This window comes from Vreelandella indica (assembly GCF_037070225.1).
GTDB lineage: Bacteria > Pseudomonadota > Gammaproteobacteria > Pseudomonadales > Halomonadaceae > Vreelandella > Vreelandella arctica.
The window spans coordinates 1-18,621 of record NZ_JBANSO010000042.1; the positions used below are offsets into that span (position 1 = coordinate 1).

Annotated in this window: 12 protein-coding genes and 2 pseudogenes; 8 read left to right on the forward strand and 6 right to left on the reverse strand. The window is 55.4% G+C overall.

Going from position 1 to position 18,621, the window contains the following annotated elements; translation table 11 throughout:
* The first annotated feature begins 699 nt into the window (after window positions 1-699).
* From V8L71_RS19430 to V8L71_RS19460, 7 genes are all read left to right on the forward strand, one after another.
* Window positions 700-2,046 (forward strand): UDP-glucose dehydrogenase family protein, encoded by a 1,347-nt coding sequence (locus V8L71_RS19430; RefSeq protein ID WP_101145613.1) that lies wholly within the window; start codon window positions 700-702, stop codon window positions 2,044-2,046.
* Window positions 2,047-2,055: 9 nt separating this feature from the next.
* Complete coding sequence (locus V8L71_RS19435; protein WP_101145612.1) at window positions 2,056-3,873, forward strand: glycosyltransferase; 1,818 nt, start codon at window positions 2,056-2,058, stop codon at window positions 3,871-3,873.
* 19 nt (window positions 3,874-3,892) lie between these two features.
* A complete protein-coding gene (locus tag V8L71_RS19440) occupies window positions 3,893-5,473 on the forward strand; it encodes a PilZ domain-containing protein (protein WP_101145611.1) in 1,581 nt (526 codons plus the stop codon).
* Window positions 5,451-6,347, forward strand: coding sequence for a polysaccharide lyase (locus V8L71_RS19445; protein ID WP_336275188.1), 897 nt, complete (start codon window positions 5,451-5,453; stop codon window positions 6,345-6,347). Before V8L71_RS19440 ends, V8L71_RS19445 begins: the two co-directional genes overlap by 23 nt.
* 79 nt (window positions 6,348-6,426) lie before the next feature.
* Window positions 6,427-7,686 (forward strand): alginate lyase family protein, encoded by a 1,260-nt coding sequence (locus tag V8L71_RS19450; protein WP_336275189.1) that lies wholly within the window; start codon window positions 6,427-6,429, stop codon window positions 7,684-7,686.
* Window positions 7,687-7,722: 36 nt separating this feature from the next.
* Window positions 7,723-10,377 carry a tetratricopeptide repeat protein gene (locus tag V8L71_RS19455; RefSeq protein ID WP_336275190.1) on the forward strand — a complete coding sequence of 885 codons (2,655 nt, stop codon included), beginning with the start codon at window positions 7,723-7,725 and terminating at the stop codon, window positions 10,375-10,377.
* Between the two features lie 210 nt (window positions 10,378-10,587).
* Window positions 10,588-11,325, forward strand: a complete 738-nt coding sequence (locus tag V8L71_RS19460; protein ID WP_336275191.1) for a Crp/Fnr family transcriptional regulator — start codon at window positions 10,588-10,590, stop codon at window positions 11,323-11,325.
* Between the two features lie 160 nt (window positions 11,326-11,485).
* Here V8L71_RS19460 and V8L71_RS19465 read toward each other — a convergent pair whose 3' ends face one another.
* From V8L71_RS19465 to V8L71_RS19475, 3 genes and pseudogenes are all read right to left on the reverse strand, one after another.
* Complete coding sequence (locus V8L71_RS19465; RefSeq protein ID WP_336275192.1) at window positions 11,486-12,553, reverse strand: AbrB family transcriptional regulator; 1,068 nt, start codon at window positions 12,551-12,553, stop codon at window positions 11,486-11,488.
* Window positions 12,554-12,636: 83 nt separating this feature from the next.
* Window positions 12,637-12,969, reverse strand: a pseudogene (locus V8L71_RS19470) (tripartite tricarboxylate transporter permease); the annotation flags it as partial.
* Between the two features lie 75 nt (window positions 12,970-13,044).
* Window positions 13,045-13,899, reverse strand: coding sequence for a diguanylate cyclase domain-containing protein (locus V8L71_RS19475; RefSeq protein ID WP_336275194.1), 855 nt, complete (start codon window positions 13,897-13,899; stop codon window positions 13,045-13,047).
* A 212-nt stretch (window positions 13,900-14,111) separates the two neighbouring features.
* Here V8L71_RS19475 and V8L71_RS19480 point away from each other — a divergent pair, with 212 nt between their 5' ends.
* Window positions 14,112-15,398, forward strand: coding sequence for an MFS transporter (locus V8L71_RS19480; RefSeq protein ID WP_336275195.1), 1,287 nt, complete (start codon window positions 14,112-14,114; stop codon window positions 15,396-15,398).
* A gap of 294 nt (window positions 15,399-15,692) precedes the next feature.
* Here the strand turns inward: V8L71_RS19480 and rnk are convergent, their stop codons facing one another.
* The 3 genes and pseudogenes from rnk to V8L71_RS19495 form a co-directional block, all read right to left on the reverse strand.
* Window positions 15,693-16,106, reverse strand: a complete 414-nt coding sequence (gene rnk, locus V8L71_RS19485) for a nucleoside diphosphate kinase regulator (protein WP_336275196.1) — start codon at window positions 16,104-16,106, stop codon at window positions 15,693-15,695.
* Window positions 16,107-16,216: 110 nt separating this feature from the next.
* On the reverse strand, window positions 16,217-17,569 hold the full coding sequence (gdhA, locus tag V8L71_RS19490; RefSeq protein ID WP_336275197.1) for an NADP-specific glutamate dehydrogenase: 1,353 nt from the start codon (window positions 17,567-17,569) through the stop codon (window positions 16,217-16,219).
* Between the two features lie 709 nt (window positions 17,570-18,278).
* Window positions 18,279-18,479 (reverse strand): annotated as a pseudogene (locus V8L71_RS19495) (transposase domain-containing protein); the annotation flags it as partial.
* Window positions 18,480-18,621: the final 142 nt, after the last annotated feature.

The following is an 18,621-nucleotide window of genomic DNA, read 5'->3' on the forward strand; positions in this document are numbered from 1 at the left end:
GGGTGCCGCCGCCGACAAGTGGTGGCCGACGCTGCTGAAGGGGTTGCCGAAGCTGACCGCACTGAGCTGACGCTCCTGCGAGACCACCACAGCATCAGAAAGCGAGCGACCGGAGCGGCGGTCGGCGATCACGGCTGCTTGGACGGCCGCCATTGATTCCAAAGAGCTATAAGTAAGTAGGAAAAGGGCTGCGTTCTGGCATTACTCAACAGCCACTCGCGCTGAAGATGCGAATCCTGATAAGCAATGCCAACAGCCAGTACCTTCAGACCGCTCAATCAGCGCCCTCGTGAATAAGGCGGGATTAACGTAACTCTTTCCGCCAATAGACTTGCTGATCACGGTTTGTGATCAGGTCTGCTTTAAGCCCAGAAAGTTTTTATAAATCAATTATCTGTTGGTGTTTCTGAAATGGCTAATATGACTTAAGTGCGCTAGCGAACAGAGGGCCAGCTCAGCATCACCTATCCTAATTGTGTAACCGTTTGTGCAGAAGATTAGCAAACGCGTAACTTAAATTTTGATACTACTAATATACGAACCTTCTATCAACATCCTAAACATGAGGACGCGTTGGTTTATTTGGATTGAAAAAGTTCGATGTTCAATTTCTAGGCCTTTTACGCCAGTGCCTATCGGCAACCTTTTGACGTAAAACATGAAATGGCTCATCAACAAGGACAAGGAGTAGCAGGGAAAATGAGGATTACCATCTTCGCTTGTGGTTATGTGGGTCTCGTAACAGGAGCCTGCCTGGCCGACGTCGGTCATGACGTTATGTGTGTCGACGTGGACAAGGATAAAGTCTCCCGCCTTAAAGCTGGCGAAATACCGATTTTTGAGCCCGGTTTGGAGCGTCTAGTTCGCGATAATCAGGCCGCTGGTCGTTTAAGTTTCACCACGGATGCCGCCGAGGCGGTCAAATTTGGCTTGCTCCAGTTCATCGCTGTTGGCACCCCTTCCGACGAAGATGGCAGTGCCGATCTCAAGCACGTGCTTAAAGTGGCTGAGACCATTGGCCAGCATATGGACGATTACAAAATTATCGTCGACAAATCGACGGTGCCCGTGGGTACCGCCGCAAAGGTGGAGCGTGCGGTTGCTACCGAGCTTGAGAAACGGGGGCTGGATATTGAGTTTGACGTTTGTTCGAACCCGGAATTCCTCAAGGAAGGGGCGGCGATCGAGGATTTCTCGCGCGGCTCTCGGATCATTGTCGGCACCGATTCTGAGCGCGTCAGGGAAGCCATGCGGGAGTGTTATGGCCCTTACAATCGCCAGCGCGACAAGATGATGTTCATGGGTGTGCGCAGTGCCGAACTGACCAAATACGCGGCGAATGCGCTGCTGGCGACCAAGATAAGTTGCATCAATGAAGTCGCCAACCTCGCCGAGCATCTTGGCGCCGAGGTTGAGGAGGTTCGCCACGGGATCGGTTCCGACCCGCGCATTGGTTACAGCTTCATCTACCCCGGCTGTGGCTATGGGGGCTCCTGCTTTCCTAAAGACGTCAGAGCTCTAGCCAATACCGCCGAAGAAGTCGGCCATCCCGCTCACATCATTGAGGCGGTGGAACAGGTCAATTCCCGCCAGAAGAACAAGTTGTTCGAAAAGCTTTATCAAGCCTTCGATGGCCAACTGGCAGGCAAAACCATTGCTGTGTGGGGGCTTGCCTTCAAGCCTAACACCGATGATATGCGCGAGGCCCCCAGCCGCGCCCTGATGGAAGCCCTATGGGATGCCGGCGCGCGCGTTCAGGCGTTTGATCCGGAGGCCAACAACGAGTGCCGTCGAATCTACGGAGAGCGTGACGACTTGGTGCTCGCTGAACAACGCGAAGATACGCTGGAAGGCGCCCATGCACTGGTCATCTGCACCGAGTGGAAAGCTTTTCGCACCGTCGACTTCTCGCTGTTAAGCAAGACGCTACTTGAACCCGTGGTTGTCGATGGCCGCAATCTCTTTCATCCCGAAAGCGTCAAGGCGGCAGGGCTTGCCTATTACGCCATCGGCCGCGGTGACTCCGTGCGACCCGTCCCGGCTTGAGGCATTCCCATGTTTGCTAAACGCCATAAGCACTCCTCTGCCAGCCGTATGACGGAACTGACCACTTTCCTGTTCGGTTTGGCGCTGCTGATCTTCGTCGTTAGGGAGCTGCCAGCGGATGTGTTTTCGCCCGAGTCGCAGAGCTTCTTTTTCATCATCGGGTGGATCGCCATCTGGCGGTACTCGTGGTGGGCGGTGCAGGCTTTTCGTTCGCTGTGGTACAACCGGCTCGTCTTTCCGAGCTTGCGTGCCGAAGCCGATGCCGCCGGTCACCATGAGAAGCCGCCTGAGTTGTACGTGCTGTGTACGTCCTTTCGTATCGATCAGCGTGTCAACTTTCAGGTCTACGATGCGCTGATACGGGAAGCCCATCAATACGGTGTGCCAACGACGATTTTTGCCTCTGTGTCGGACCGTACCGACGTGGATATCATCAATCACGTCCTGGACGACAATGACTGGCCGCAGAATGTCACCGTGCGCTATATGTTCCAGAAGGGGGACGGCAAGCGCTCGGCCATGGCCGAGGTGCTGCGGGCGATCTCCCGGTGCCTGCCCGCGCCGGGCTCGCTGCTGATCTCAATGGATGGCGATATCCTCCTGGAGCCAAACACGCTGTCACGCACGCTGCCTTTCTTTATTGCCCAGGAGGACCTGGGGGCGCTGACGACGAACAACCGCGCCAAGGTCACTGGTAATGATGTTACCCGCGAGTGGTACGACCTGCGCTATGCACAGCGCCACCTGATGATGAGTTCGATGTCGCTATCGCGGCGCCTGCTGGTTCTTACGGGGCGTTATAGTGTCTTTCGCACCGACCTCGCCATTCAGCCGGATTTCATCGAGCTGATCGAAAGCGACCACGTTGATCACTGGCGCTTCGGGAGTTTCAAGTTTCTGTCCGGTGACGATAAGTCATCGTGGTATTGGCTGCTAAAGAACGGCTGGTCGATGCTCTACGTTCCCGATGTCTACGTGACTGGGTTCGAGGAGCTCCCTAATCGACATCGCTTCTTCGCCTCGTCCACGGATCTGATGCGGCGCTGGTTTGGCAACATGCTGCGCACCAGCAATCGCGCCATCGCCCTGGGCCCTCGCCCGATGGGGATGTTCACCTGGTGGAGCTTGGTCGACCAGCGCATCTCCATGTGGACGACCCTGGTGGGCCCCACGGTGGTAACCCTGGTGACGCTTTTCATCAGGCCCTCGTTTTTCTTCATCTACGTGCTGTGGATCATGTTTAGTCGCGGCATTGCGGTGTCTGTTCTGGCTTGGCAACGCGGCCGTTTCAGCTTGCTGTGGATTCCGCTGATTTACTACAACCAGGTGTGGGGCGCGATCCTCAAGACCTATGTCAGCTTTCGCTTCAATCGTCAGCAATGGTCGCGCCAGGGTATCTCCGCTGGTGAGCCAGACGATCCGGTGGCGGCACGCAGGCAGCGGCGCATAGGCCATGCGTTGCATAGTTTGGTCTATGGCGTTCTTCTCTTCATCCTGGTTATCTCGACCGGCGACATAATGCCTCCAGGCCGGACCACTATGCATATCGCTCTCGATCAGGTGCGGGAGCCTGTCCATGGTTCCCAGCGTCTAGATCGCTCGGTCGACACCAACCTTACCGACAAGGCCTGTGAACCGGTCCAGTCGCCTCCCGACTATTTTCTGGTGGAAGGTGGCCTGATCAAGGCGCTGTCACAGAGCGCCAGCACGCAGGCCCGTCAACAGACCACGCTAACGGTGCTCTCAAAGCGCTCTCAAAGACAGTGCAATGAAAGGCTTTGGATCGAGCCTACGCCCACGCTCGAGGTGTCTACGACTCATCCCTGATGCAAGGAGCAACCTTCGGATGAAAGATGATCATTTAAACGGTGCCCACAAGCGGCATGAACCCACTCTCGACGAAAATCAACAAGGGACGAAAGACGATGCGTCCCCAACGTCAGAAAGTGTCAATCAAGAAAACGAACGCCTGATGCAAGGTAACCCACTGCAGCACGAGCGTCGCGATGAACGTGGCTATATCCGGGTGGCGACCCCATTTCGAGTAACCCTCGCCGATAGCGATACTGAGCTGGACGGCAATGATGTCTCCCTCGGCGGCTTCTCTGCCCACAGCGAACGTGCTTTTGAACCGGGCGAGCGTGTTTCCGCTTCACTGATTATGGCGGCGGGTAGCTTTGACGTCATGGTGGCCGTCAACGCCGAATGCCTTGACGCCATTCCCAGAGAGCGTGGCAATGGATATGACGTTAGGTTCAAGATCAATGAGATAGATCCGCAGCACCACGAGTCGCTACGTCAGATCATTCGTAGCGGGTTGAGTGGGCGTTCGCCCAATATCGAAGGCCAAATGGCCAGCGAAGATCCACAGACGCCACGCAAGCGGCAGGCAACCAAACCAACGCCTCCTAAGCGCCAACCAAAGCCTATCGGACGCTACATTCTCCTGTTTCTGGCGATCGGCTTGTTGGTGTTGGTAAGCGCGGCGACGGCCTATCGCAACTTCGTTCTGATTGAGCCCAGCTTCGCCGCTGTGACGGCGCCGCGTATCGATATCCGCGCCCCCAGCCCCGGAATACTTGGCGAGCACGGCTTTACCGCTGGGGACCAAGTCGAGCGCGATCAGTTATTGACCAACGTGATCAATAGCGACCTCGAATCAGACCTGATCCTGGCAGAGGCGGCACTCAGCTATAACGTCCAACTGATAGAGAATCTACGTAACTACCTTGAGGAAGATGCCCAAGAGATCAGCTTGGCCAGCTCCGCACAGCCAGCCAGCGGTGACCTCACCACTTTCGAGACGGTCTCGCCAGATATCGCCGAGGCCCGTGTCGAACAGTTCGAGGAAGTGCGCGATTTCGAGAACTCGCGTATCGCCGCCCTCAAAGAACTTCAGGCCAGTAACGAAATATACAGCCCCTGTGACTGCCGCGTGGCCTGGGCGTTGAGTAGTGCTGCCGGGGTCTACATCGACGAGAGCGAGCGGATCATGACCCTGGTCCGTACCGATGAAGGTGATGTGATGGTCGAGGCACTGGTGCACATGGATGACATTAGCCGCATCGAGCCCAATCAGCAGGCCTACGTCACACTGGCCAATGCCACCCAGCCGATTCGCGCCCAGGTGCGCTATGTCGCCCTTGACGTTGAACCACAGCCTCGCGCCGGTTTCCCCAGTTGGGTACGGCAGCAGCAAAACGTGGCCAGTGTACTGCTGTCGCCAGAGGCGCCACTGCCTCCAGAAAGCGTGGGCCAGCCGGTAGATGTTCGCTTTAGCGAAACACCGCTGCTGAGTGCCACCTCGGAAAAAATATGGCAAGGCGCGAACTGGATAAAACAGTCCAGCTATGACCTCTATGACACAGCCCTGGAGGAAATAAACCACTATAGGAACGGTACCGATGAAACCAGCGATGAAGGGTAAACACCAGCACCCGTGTATCGGGTTACGGCACAAGCGTCTGCTATTGAGCGTGCTAACGCTGCTACCGTTCGCGGTCAGCCATGCCGACAAAGCCGAGGATGCCGTCGTCAGCATTCCACAAGTGGCGCCTTGCTCTCAACGTTATGAGTTGGCCGAAACCCCAAGTCCGGCGCCCGCCGAAGACGCTTATAACGCCGTTCGCCAGGGGTTCGATACCAATCACCACTGGGGAACCAAAGAGAACGTAGAGCGCTTGGCTGCTAACGATACCGGCATCAATGAAGCTGGGCTGCGTGTCCACTATCCCGCTGGCAGCTCCTCACCCAGTGATGAGCCTCTCGGCGGGGCCGGCTTCTACAGCGAACCCCCTTCGCTCCAGGAAGCCGACCGTGCCTGCCTGAGCTACAAGGTGCGCTTCCCTGCCGATTTTGATTTCGTGAAGGGGGGCAAACTGCCTGGGTTGTACGGAGGTGAAGCCCCCTCCGGCGGCGAGAGCGTCGATGGCGAAAACGGTTTCTCTATGCGCTTGATGTGGCGCAAGGAGGGTGCAGGTGAGCTCTACCCTTACGTGGTTGGTTTCGAGGGAGCCTCAGTTGGTCGCGGCTTCTGGCGCTACCCGACTGGATCATGGGTCACTATTGAACAGGAAATCATGCTTAACGACCCAAAGCGGGAGAACGGTGTCGCCCGGATATGGATAGACGGCGAGCCTGTGCTGGAACAGCAAAACATTATTTTTCGTACCACGCCGGACATCACCATTGATGGTTTGATGTTTTCCACTTTCTTTGGCGGGACCGGGGAAGGCTGGCGCACGCCACGCGACCAGTACGTGGATTTTGCCGACTTCCGTTTCTATACCTCAAGATCTTGAGCGCTATTACTTGAGCATAAGTGCTCGAATATAAGTACTTTAACGTAAGTACTTGAGCGCAATTGGAGCAATAACGATCATGCCTCTTGCATTAGCAAAAGGGCGTTCCGCACGGTTTCTGTTTGCCTTGCCCATTGCCTTATTGGCAATGGGCAGCATCGATCTGTCGGCCGATACGAACTTGGACGACACCCTCTCAAGAGAGGAACGCCAAAAAATTGACCTTTCCAACTATCGTGTCACCGATACGAACGCCAGCTATTTCGACGTAAAAGCGCGCATGGCGCTGCTTGAGCAAACCGATAGCACTATTTTGCTGCAGTTAAGCGACAAGCTCTCGATGGGCCCCAGTTGCCGCCAGAAGACTAACTCGGAGCCCATCACGACGCGGGGGGCGATACCCGGTTTCTACCCCCGTCGCACAGAATGGGAGCTGGCTACCGGGCCATTGTTCGATTTCGAAGATAGCGTATCGAACCTGGCCGGTTCTTTCGTTGCGAGTGGCGACATTTACTATGCCGAATGCCTGGTGCATTACTTGTATCGCTGGGCCGAGGCCGAGGCCCTGACCGACTTTGTCTATGATACGGCGCAACCGCAAGCCTGGTTCGCCTCTGAGTCGATGTTGTTCGCGGCGGCCATGGCCTACTCTATTGTGCGCCCTTTCATTGATGGTCTTGAAGAAGAGCGGGCCGACATTGAACAGTGGCTGCAAGGCTTGGCCTTACAGCACTCGGCAGTTCCTGGTCCGCCGCAGGATAGCTGCTGTAATAACCATTTATATCGGCGCGCGCTTTACGCCACCATGATTGGCGTGCTGGTCGAAGACAACGACCTGTTTCGTTTTGGTGTTAGCGCCATTTACTCGGCCCTGCACGATATGACCGAGGAAGGCGCTCTGCCCCTTGAGATGAGTCGCGGACGACGCGCTACTCACTACCAAAACTACGCACTCAATTACCTCATCACCAATATGCAGGTCATCCATCGCCAAGGCTATGACATCTTCAATCTGGAATATGAAGACAGCAACATCCATGAAGGTGTCGACTACCTGTTCCAGATCCTGGACGACCCCGCCGCGTTAGGCGATTACGCGCCACAGGAACAGTACACCGGTTTCTTGCGTGACCCACAGTACTTCACATGGATGGAGATCTACCTTTCGCACTTTGACCATCAAAGAATGGCCAGCCTTATTACCCGGGCACGACCCACCTACAGTCGCAGCGCGGGGGGCCATGTCACGCTTTACTTCATGGATCCCGACGCCCAGGAGCACATCTACACGGATGAACGGCGTCAGGAGACCGAAGCCTTTCGGGGCTTGAGCAACTGAACAGTAACTGAGCCACATAAGGAGAGTGGGGAGCATATGAAGAGGACAACGATCAGGACGCTATACACGCCCACGCTGCGGCTGACCGCAGCGTTAACCTTGTCAGCATGGCTCGCTGGCTGCGCAACCACTTCTGAAGTACCGCCAGTTGGAGAACATGCAGGCCCCGTTCCCGCGCAATACGCTGGCTGGTTCGCCAGCGGTCCGGAGGCCGATACGGATGGGTCAGACTGGGACACGATTAACCTAGCCCAGGAGCGTATCGAAGAGGGCCGTTACAAAGTAGCCATCACGTTCCTGCACCCCTTAATGGACCGCTATGTGCCACCTGCTTTTTATGAGATGGCCAAGCTCTATGAAAAGGGACTCGGCGTCGAACAAGACCTCACCGAAGCAGCACGATTGTATGGCAAGGCTATCAATGAGCCTTCCTCGACACGTGGCCATGCCTCGCTCAACCTCGCCCGGCTCTATCTAGAGGGTCGTGGCGTAAAACGTAACGACGTGCTCGCCTATCACCTACTGTGGCAGGCCAAAGAGGCCAACCTTGGCCGGACAGCAGACGTCGAGCTTGCCAACCTGCTGTCTGAAGGCGGCGAAGGCGTAGAGGCGGACCCCGAACTTGCCCGTCAGCTTTACGAGCAAGCTGCCTCCCAAGACAAGGAACAAGCTCTGCAGGCCCTAGCCGAAGCGTACGCACCCGGTGGTTGGCTGGAAGAGGATGCCGAACAATCGATGGCTTATGCGCAGCGTTACGTCAAACAACTTGAGGCCAACGCTGGACAGGGCGATGTCGGCGCTATGCTTCAATTGGCATCGCTCTATTCCCCTGACGGACTGCTCAGTGACCGGCCCGATCAGCGCATCCAGTGGCTGCAGCAAGCCGCGCAAGCGGGCGACCTTGACGCCCAGGCCCGTGCTGGGCGCGAGTTGGTCAGCGTCGGTGAGTACCGGCTGGGTATGCCTCTGCTGGAAGATGCCGCCCGTCAGGGTCACGTCAAGGCGATGATCTACCTCGGCCAAGCACTGCTGACGCCTGAGAATGAGGGTCAACCGGAAGATCCAAACCGCGCTGAACGGTGGCTGAGCGAGGCCATCCAGGCGGGGTCAGATGATGCCCGGGTCATTCTCGGCCGTGCCCTTGTCGAAGGCCGAGCAGGCCTTGACGACCTACCTCGCGGCATTCGCCTGCTCGAACAAGCGGCAGAGAGCAACCATCCTCTGGCTCTGGCGCAGCTTGGCTCGCTGCTCATGGGCGACGAGCAAGTCGAAAGTCAACCTGCCATCGCCGCAGACTATCTGAAGCGCGGCCATGAGCTGGGGCACCCATGGGCGACCCAGCAACTCGGTGCCGCTTATCTAGAGGGCCGTGGCGTGACACAAGACCCCCAACGTGCCGAGGAGCTGCTGCAAAATGCCGCCGCTCAAAACCAGACCGGCGCGATGCGCCTGCTTGGTGAGGCCTATCTGACAGGTGATGCCTTACCCTTAAAGCCTAGTCGCGGCAAAGAGTTGCTGACACAAGCAGCCCAAACCGGAAACACCACCGCCATGACCACCCTCGGCGAAGCCTATTTGGACGGCACGCTGGAGGGTAATCCATCTCAGGGCATTCGACTCCTCACCCAAGCCGCCGAGCAAGGGGATGACTATGCCATGGTGTTGCTGGGTCGTGCCTATCGAGAAGGCAACGGTGTTAAGCGCGACCTCTATAAGGCCAAGCGGTGGCTGACCCGGGCTCAGGAGGCAGGGCACGCGTCCGCCGCCGATGCGCTTGCCTACGTGCAGCGCGACCTGGGTGCTGAAGGCAATATTGAGGCACTCATCGCCGCAGCAAAAAATGGGCATCCGAGTGCCATGGCCGATCTTGGCCGTGCCTATCTCGACGGTGAGGGCGTTGAGCGTGACCAGCAACAGGCCGAAAGCTGGCTGGAGCAAGCATCCCAGGCGGGACATGCCGGTGCCGCGGCAAGCCTTGGTCGCATGTATCTTGATCGGGGCGACAGTGAGCGCGGCATTGAATACCTGGAGACCGCGGTGTCTAGAGGGCATGCTGGCGCCCGCAATGACTTGGGCGAAGCCTACTTGACCGGCAGGCACACCGAACAAAATGTGGAGCGCGGACTTGAACTGCTCAACGCCGCGGCCAAATCAGGCGACCCCCTTGCCGCCTACGTGCTGGGCGATGCCTATCAGCACGGTAAAGGGGTTGGAAAAGATGCCGAGCTGGCCGAGCGCTGGTATCAGCAGGCGAGTGATGCTGGGGCCGTCTATGCGCGTGCCGAACTAGGCATCGCCTTTATGCGTGGCGAAGGCGCGATTGGCCAGGATGTTCAGCGAGGCTACGAGCTGCTCCGGGATGCAGCCAAGCAGGGCCACGCGGGTGCTCAGGCCTCCCTCGGCCGTGAGTACCTGAGCGGGCGTAACATCGAGAAGGATCCCGAGTGTGGTGCGCGCTACCTCTATCAGGCAGCAAGCCAAGGACACCAAAGTGCCCGCCTCGCTTTGGCCAGGGCCTATCTCTTGGCGCGTGGCTACGAGAATCCCAATCAAAAGCAGGCGCTGCTCTGGCTCGATAACCTAATCGATAACGAGGGCCGGCTTGCCGTCGAAACGCTGCGCCAACTGCTCACTGATGAGGCCGCTTTTGCCGCTCTCGAGACTGAACTGGAAACAGCCTCTGGAGAATGACACTTCTTGTTCGCCGGGTCGTCAGAAGCGGCCCGGTTCATGGCGCGAAGCTGCTAACACAGAGGCTTTCATGGTCGAAGTATAAGCAGCCATCGAACGGCCACTCTGTGATCGTCGTTGCCACCTGATAATGTCCTATCTTTAAGAAAGGGAAGCCTTACAGAAGCGATGATGCTCAAACTGCGCTACTGACATTATAGGGAGATATCAATGCCAGTACTTTGTGATTGCCAGCAAAATGCTTTGCTTGGCTTATTGCCGGAAGAAGAACTGAATCAACTGTTGCCTCATTTAGAGGAGGTGACATTGACACTGGGGCAATCGCTGTGTGAATCCGGACAGCCAATGGACTATGCCTACTTTCCGTTAGACTCCATCGTCTCGCTGCTCGGCGTGATTAAGGATGGCTCCTCGACAGAAATTGCCGTGGTGGGCTATGAAGGGGTGTTGGGCGTCTCGTTGTTCATGGGCGGTGAGAGCACCCCCAACCGAGCGATTGTGCAGAGTGGCGGGCAGGCATTACGTCTCAAGGGCCATCTGCTCAAAAAGGAATTCTTCCGCGCCGGCGCGATGCAGCGACTGCTCCTGCGTTATACCCAAGCCTTGCTGACACAGATGGCGCAAACAGCGGTATGCAATCGCCATCACAACCTTGACCAGCAGCTATGTCGCTTGCTACTGCTCAGCATTGACCGACTGCCAAACAACGAATTGATCATGACCCACGAGTTAATTGCCAATATGCTGGGAGTGCGTCGCGAGGGCGTCACCGAGTCGGCGTGCAAGCTCCAGAGAGCAGGGCTAATCTCCTACCACCGTGGCCATATCAAGATTCTTGACCGGCAGGGTTTAGAGGAACGGGTCTGCGAGTGCTATGCGGTGGGCAAGGAAGAATATGACTGCTTGTTCAATCGACGTCAGCCTATTCTCAGTAGCAGTCCGATTTAGCGACCAAGGGTCACTGTTCGAGCTTTACAGCTAGTTATTTAGCGAAGGTATGAGGAGGCATGCCTTCGCTGCATTCATGAAATAACACTTAACCTTGCCAGTTTTTTTCTCAGACTATTTAGGCGCTGTGTTCTGATTCACAAAAACCACAAGATGATCGTTAGGCGTTTAAAACCATTCGCCGGAGCAATAAAGGCAGCAACAACACCAGTAGCGTGATGCGTAGTAGGTGGTGAGTGGTAACGAAGGCGGGATCGATACCTAAGCTCAGTGCAACCAGGCTTAGCTCTGGGGCGCCACCTGGCATATAGGCGAGCAGCGCCGCCGCGGCAGAGTAACCGGTGAGTAAATGCCCTATCCAGGCGGCAATAATCGCCAGCAGTAACAGTACCAGGGCCTGAATGACCGCCATCAGCATGGCCATTCCCACCTCGGCAATCGGGGCACCCGCAAAGCGCACACCAACGGAAATGCCGATGACCACCTGTGCGAGCGCAATGATCACAGGCGGGACGGCAGCATGCGTGAGGCCCGAGAAGTGCAGCGCTGCTGAGACAAGGGCCGGGCCAAATAGCAGTGGGCTAGGTAGGCGAAGGTGCTTACCCAGCCGCATGCCGACAATGCCAGCCGCCAGCAGCCACGCGATATCCGTGGAGGAGGGCATCCATAACCACTGCGATAAGGCTGGCGCGGTACTGCTAATGTCGACATGGCCGATAAACTGCAAAACAGGCGGGATGGCCACCAGCAGAACCAATATGCGCACCGCATGGGTAATGCCGATGATGCGCAAATCAGCCCCTGAAGAGAGCGCCATCCCGGTGACGGTGGAAACCCCGCCAGGCACGCCAGCGTAAAGCGCCGTTTCCCAGGAGTGCCCCGCCACGCGGCGGGAAAACCACACCGAGAAAGTCATCATCACCGCCGTGGCGACCAGCATAATCGCCAAGCTGATCCCCCACCGTGTTGCATCTCCGGTCATGTCGGCGGTGAACGCTGAACCGAGCATGACCCCAATGACGACCAGCACGCCCTGGCGGCCCTTGCCCGGCGACCTCATCGGTACGCCTGCCAGGGAGGCCGCCGTGGTCGCGATCATAGCCCCTAATAGCCAGGGAAGCGGCAATTGTAGCCAATAAGCTAACCCGCCCCCGATAAGCCCGAGTGCCAATGTTGGTAAGAAACGGCCTAAGGGGGCCAAGTGTATTGCTCGCATCGTTTTCAACATCACAGGTTTGCAAATAAAAGCCCTGGCGATCGTTATCACGGGCCAGGGCTAGCTATCTCTTCATTGTCGGACCAGAAGCATCGTTATCCAGCGCTTAGCTTGCGGGAGGCCAATAGCTTCGGTATCAACCAGGGAAGCACCAATAGTAATACCGCCGCCACCCACAGCCCCAGTGAGATTCCCGATTGCCATAGGATCCCGACGTCGCCGCCGCTGATAGAGAGTGCTCGGCGCAGGTTCTGCTCCATCAACCCACCCAGTACGTAGCCGAGAATCACTGGCGCCAGGGAGAAGCCCAGCTTACGCAGTAAATACCCAAACACGCCGATGACCAGCATCAAGTAAATAGCAAATAGATCAGAGTGCAACTGATAAACGCCGACGAACGCCAGGATAGCAATAGCGGGCACCAGTACCCAACGTGGAAGTGATGATTAAACTTTCCAGCATAAAGGATAAATCAATCCCCAAGCGCGCTATTTCCTTGTCCATTAGCGCCCGCGCCTTTTCACCTGATACATATGGCTATCTGCATGGCTCAGTAGGGTGTCGGCGTCTTCGCCGTCGGTGGGGTAGCAGGCTACGCCGATGCTGCAGGATGGCATTCTGACGTCGCCGAATTCAGCGCCTAGCGGCGCGTTCATAACGGTGAGGATCTGCTCTACCTTTTCTGTGACAGCGTGCGCCGACTTGATGTCCGTTAACAACACCGTGAACTCATCACCGCCCATGCGGGCCACGGTATCCGTCTCGCGCACACAGCCTTCCAGCCGTCTGGCAACTGTGCAGAGCACACGGTCACCCACCGCATGTCCATAAACGTCATTGATGCCTTTGAAGTCATTAAGATCCAGAAACAGCAGCGCCAGGTTGCTCTGGTAGCGGTGGGCCGTACTCAGACCCAAGGCAAGGCGGTCATAGAAGAGCGCTCGGTTGGTTAGTTTGGTCAGGGAATCATGATGGGCGAGGTAGCGTAACTCCTCTTCGGCCTGCATAAGGGCCGTGACGTTTCGCGCGACACCAACTCGCACGCCCTCTTCCTCGTACCAGCGGGCAGACCACAGGATGTGGACGGTAGCGCCATCTTTACGGATATAGCGGTTGCGGAAATCGACGTGGGGCTTTCCGTTCATCACTCGCACAATGGAGTCCCGTGTGGCCGCTAGATCGTCGGGGTGCATGTAGTGGGTGATCAGGGTGCCGATCAGCTCGTGGGGATGGTATCCGAGCAGTGACTCACAGGCATCACTTACAAAGATGATCTGGTTGTCTGCATCGACCACGAAGATCGCGTCCAGCATCAGGTGGATCAGTTTGGGATAAAGCGCTTGTAGGTCAACGGCCATAGGCTGGGGGAATCCGGTTAGCGTGCCTCGACTATAGAACAATCGTGAAGGGGGGCGATAGCCATTATCTCGAAAACGACTACTTAAAAACTACTACTTAAAAACTACTTCGGTAAATGACCGCCCACCTGCATTGCTCATCACGGCGGTTGCTACGACAATGAGCTAGGCGGACTTTTATTTATCCAGCGCGCGGCCGTGGAGGTGTCAGTATGAAAACCTTGTCGAACATGGGGTTTGCCATCTTCGGTGCCGCGTTGGTCGCCATTAGTTACGGGCTGGCGCGCTTTGCATTTGGTCTGTTTGTGCCTTCCATCAGCGCCGAGCTGGCGCTCACGCCCTACCTTATCGGGGTCATTGGGGCGCTGCCGTTTATCAGTTTCGTGCTGGCTACCCTGGTCGCGCCACTTGCTGCGCATCGTCTCGGTGCGCGTAACCTGGCAGTGCTATCGGGTGGTTTCGGGGTTGTTGGCCTGGGGCTGATTAGTCAGGCCTCCGACGCACTCTCGCTCGGGGTGGGGGTGTTTATCTGCGGGATCTGCACCGGCTTGATGATGCCCGCGCTGACCGCCGCTATGCAGGCACTGGTGAGCCGGGCGATGCACGGGCGAGTCAGTTCGATCATGAACGCAGGTACCAGCGTCGGAATTATCGTGGCGGTACCGACGGTCGTTTTCCTGTCTGATGCATGGCGCCTGACCTATGCGCTCTTTGCCGTTCTGACCGGCATGGGAGTGGTGGCGGCATGGTGCTTTATCCCGTCGGTTTCAAGAGTAACGCCAGCCAACGCAGCACCGCCACCGCCCATCACCCGGTTGCAGTGGTCGCGGCTCACCCGGCTCTCGTTGTTCGCCTTCGCCATGGGCTTTGTTTCTTCTCCTTACTGGCTTTTCGCGCCTGACCTGGTGGTTACCCTTGGCGCGCTGCCCCCTGGTCACACCGGCTGGCTATGGTTTGCGGTCGGTATCGCCGGGCTCGGTGGTGCCGTAGTGAGTGATCTCGCCGACCGCAATAACCCACCCATCACCCAGGCATTGATGTTGATGATGCTCTCTTCAAGCCTGGTGTTACTGGCCGCTAGCCCAAGCCAGCTAGCGCTGGCGATGTTTTCCGCGATGGTTTTCGGGCTTGCCTACATGAGCTTAACGGGACTGTACTTGATGACAGGCATCCGGTTACTGCCGGGGCGGCTGTCGATGGGGCCGGTGCTGCCCTTTATGGCCTGCGCGCTTGGGCAGGCAGTGGGTTCTCCGATGGTCGGTGTGCTGGTCGATGGATTGGGCTATGCGGACGCCTTTGCGATCTTCTCCGTGATCGGCATCCTGGTGGCGTTTTTATCGCCACTTTATCCAGGCCACATTGACTACTGGGCCGAGGAGGAAGAGCCGCAGCCGCTACCGGTGGAAGATACCGGCCTTCAGGCCGCCTACGACCACCAGTTGCTGGATGAAGATGGCGAGCCCCTTGAACTTGGAACAGAAGCAACCGATACAACCTAATCGTTGCGTTGAAGGCCGCATGACAAAGCGTAGCGAGTTATCACGCAGATAGTGTGCCGGACAATACGGCTTTGGTGCTGAACAGATAATGGTTGATGACCGTTAATCAACGATTCACTATTCTTGTTTAATTTTTATTAATATTTTTTTCAAGTAAACGCACTTTCTTTTTCTATAACCCATTGGCATCACGCATTAGTGATGCCATAAATTTCAATTTCCCATACTTTATAAGTTTTTCACTAACACCGCGAAGTTTTCTCTATCCGATACTAGCGGACTCTCTGGCGCGACTTATCGGTGGAACTGCTTTTCGCGTTCGGGCTGCCAATAAATGGCATCGATACGTAGCCGTGTTTCGGTATTGTTGGGTAATGGCCATTCGATGATGTCGCCCACCTTGAGGCCGATCAAAGCCGCGCCAATGGGCGCCATCACCGAAATGCCGTCCGCTACGCTTTCCAGTGAGTGCGGGTAAACCAGGGTTCGAATCATCTTAAGCCCACGAGTGAGGTCGGTGAAGCGAACCTGACTATTCATGCTGACCACGTCATCCGGTATATCTTCGGGGTCGCAGACCTCACCTCGTGATAACTCTTCCTCAAGTAGCTGAGCTACGGCCATATCTTTATCGGATGCATTGTCGATCAAGCGCTGGAGGCGTTCGGCATCAAGACGATTAATAATAATAGCAGGACGTGGTTCCATGATGACTCTCCTTAAAGCAATAAGTTTAAACCAATAAAAAACAGCCCTTCCCCAATAAAGGAAGGACTGCATACTTTTTACAGTATAAGCGATTTATAAAATAAAGACGATCAGGTGACACCTTGTTCAATCATGGCATCAGCCACCTTTCTGAAGCCTGCAATATTGGCGCCTAGTACCAAATTGGTTTTATCATCAAATTCGTCGGCTGTGTCAGCGCACTGACGGTGGATATTGGTCATAATCTGTTTTAATTTCTGGTCAACTTTTTCTAGAGACCACTGCTCCATACTGCTGTTTTGCGCCATTTCTAACTGGCTGGTAGCGACACCACCTGCATTGGCGGCTTTGCCAGGTCCATAGGCGATTTTAGCGTTTAGAAACAGGTCGACGGCCTCTTTGGTAGAGGGCATGTTGGCCCCTTCACTAATACACGTTACGCCATTAGCGAGCAGGGTTTCCGCATCACTTGCGGTCAGCTCATTCTGTGTCGCGCAAGGGAAGGCTGCATCGGCTTGAATATGCCATACGGCATGCCCGCCCAGGGGATAGTCACGTACAGCAATGTAGTGCGCGTCAGGGTACTCCTGCAGGTAGTCTTCTAAAGAGGTGCGCTGCACTTCTTTGAGCCGTTTGAGTAAGCCTAAATCAATGCCGTTTTTATCGTGGATAGTGCCACGTGAATCGCTGCAGGTGATCGGTTTAGCGCCCAGCTCGTACAGCTTCTCAATGGTATAAATCGCTACATTGCCCGCGCCGGAAACGAGGCAGGTTTTGCCACGAAGCTCATCTCCACGGGCAGCCAGCATGTTTTGCGCAAAGTACACCGCCCCGTAGCCGGTGGCCTCTTTACGGCCCAGCGAGCCTCCCCAGTTAAGCCCTTTGCCTGTCAGCACGCCTTCATAGTGGCCGGTGAGCCGCTTGTACTGGCCAAAGAGAAAGCCGATCTCCCGCGTACCGACGCCGATGTCACCAGCAGGCACATCGCAGTTGGGGCCAATATGACGGTATAGCTCGCTCATGAATGCCTGACAAAAGCGCATAATCTCGTTATCTGATTTTCCTTTTGGGTCAAAATCAGAGCCGCCTTTCCCACCGCCGATTGGCAAACCGGTTAACGCATTTTTGAAGATTTGCTCAAAGCCGAGAAATTTTATGGTGCCTGAGGTAATACTGGGGTGGAAGCGTAAGCCGCCCTTATAAGGGCCAAGGGCAGAGTTGAACTGTACACGATAGCCTTTGTTGACCCGTACGCTTCCGGCATCATCTACCCAGCTTATGCGGAACATAATTTGCCGTTCGGGCTCGACTATCCGCTCAATAATGCTGTGTTGGTGGTAGTAATCACTCTGCTCAATTAGCGGACGTAGGCATTCGAGCACTTCTTCGGTGGCTTGATAAAATTCTGACTGTGCAGGGCTGCTTTTATTAAGTCGTGTTAACGTATCGTGAACGTAGGGCATAGGGGCATATCATCATCGTTATACAACAGAGTATTGGCTGGCCAGAGCGTTGGAATATTTAACTGGCAGCACTCTTCTGTGCATAGCCTATGCGTGTTCTGTATATGAGAAAATTATATAAAAATAAGACTAAAGTTTAGTGGCGATTGGTTTTAAGCGCTAATTTCCCAATAGCTGTTAAACGGTTATTAAACGATTCATGGTATCTTTTTAATTAAAATACTATGCAGAAAGCTAGGAGTGTTGAATTTAATAAAATAATATTTGAGTTTTAAAAATGTAAAAACTTATAAGTGGCTGTAATGTATTAAGCGAAGCATTAAAACTAACGAGTGTTGTTTTATGAATATAAGTTAATGTTGTCAATATTGCTTTCTTGGAAAATGGCGGTCTCAATAATCAAGAGAAGACTTCCGTTTGATAAATGTCCAATGGCACTTCCTGGGTAATTTTGAGCAGATCCATAAATACTTTTAAAGGTGCCGTGGAGCCTAGCTGACACAAAGGTTTTCTCAAGAACCTAAAGCCAAAAGCCCAAGCAATCGCCAACGGTCGAGTGGGTTTGGCCACGCCGCCCTTGGATGCAGAGTCGGCCGATTCGACCATCTGCCCTATGGTCGTGTCTCGTTTGAGCAGCACCGGGGGTTTTTGAATGACGGCAATCGTGGTGAGGTAAGCGAGCCACTAACCACATCTAGGCAGATGTCGCTTAGACCGGTAATGTCTCTTTCCACTGCCAGGGCAACAGCGTGTTGAGGTCATCATCGTCGAGGGTGGGCAGTGTCGCGAAGACATACTGCAAGTAGTCGTAAGGCGAGAGACCATTGGCTTTGGCGGTTTCGATCAGGCTGTAGATCGCCGCGCTGGCATGAGCGCCGCTCGGAGTATGGCTGAACAGCCAGTTTTTACGGTTATGGAAACACTTCCATAACCGTAATTATCCTCAACCCTCAGTTATGGAAAGTTTCTGAGATAGTCCCTTCAAGATCGCTTTCTTACCGCTGCCTCGTGCCATTGGCAGTGATGATTTGCCTTCCATAATTACTGGTGGT

Coding starts and splice junctions, on each gene's coding strand:
- V8L71_RS19430 (WP_101145613.1), top strand. CDS start 700: ATGAGGATTACCATCTTCGCTTGTGGTTATGTGGGTCTCGTAACAGGA.
- V8L71_RS19435 (WP_101145612.1), top strand. CDS start 2,056: ATGTTTGCTAAACGCCATAAGCACTCCTCTGCCAGCCGTATGACGGAA.
- V8L71_RS19440 (WP_101145611.1), top strand. CDS start 3,893: ATGAAAGATGATCATTTAAACGGTGCCCACAAGCGGCATGAACCCACT.
- V8L71_RS19445 (WP_336275188.1), top strand. CDS start 5,451: ATGAAACCAGCGATGAAGGGTAAACACCAGCACCCGTGTATCGGGTTA.
- V8L71_RS19450 (WP_336275189.1), top strand. CDS start 6,427: ATGCCTCTTGCATTAGCAAAAGGGCGTTCCGCACGGTTTCTGTTTGCC.
- V8L71_RS19455 (WP_336275190.1), top strand. CDS start 7,723: ATGAAGAGGACAACGATCAGGACGCTATACACGCCCACGCTGCGGCTG.
- V8L71_RS19460 (WP_336275191.1), top strand. CDS start 10,588: ATGCCAGTACTTTGTGATTGCCAGCAAAATGCTTTGCTTGGCTTATTG.
- V8L71_RS19465 (WP_336275192.1), bottom strand. CDS start 12,553: ATGTTGAAAACGATGCGAGCAATACACTTGGCCCCCTTAGGCCGTTTC.
- V8L71_RS19475 (WP_336275194.1), bottom strand. CDS start 13,899: ATGGCCGTTGACCTACAAGCGCTTTATCCCAAACTGATCCACCTGATG.
- V8L71_RS19480 (WP_336275195.1), top strand. CDS start 14,112: ATGAAAACCTTGTCGAACATGGGGTTTGCCATCTTCGGTGCCGCGTTG.
- rnk (WP_336275196.1), bottom strand. CDS start 16,106: ATGGAACCACGTCCTGCTATTATTATTAATCGTCTTGATGCCGAACGC.
- gdhA (WP_336275197.1), bottom strand. CDS start 17,569: ATGCCCTACGTTCACGATACGTTAACACGACTTAATAAAAGCAGCCCT.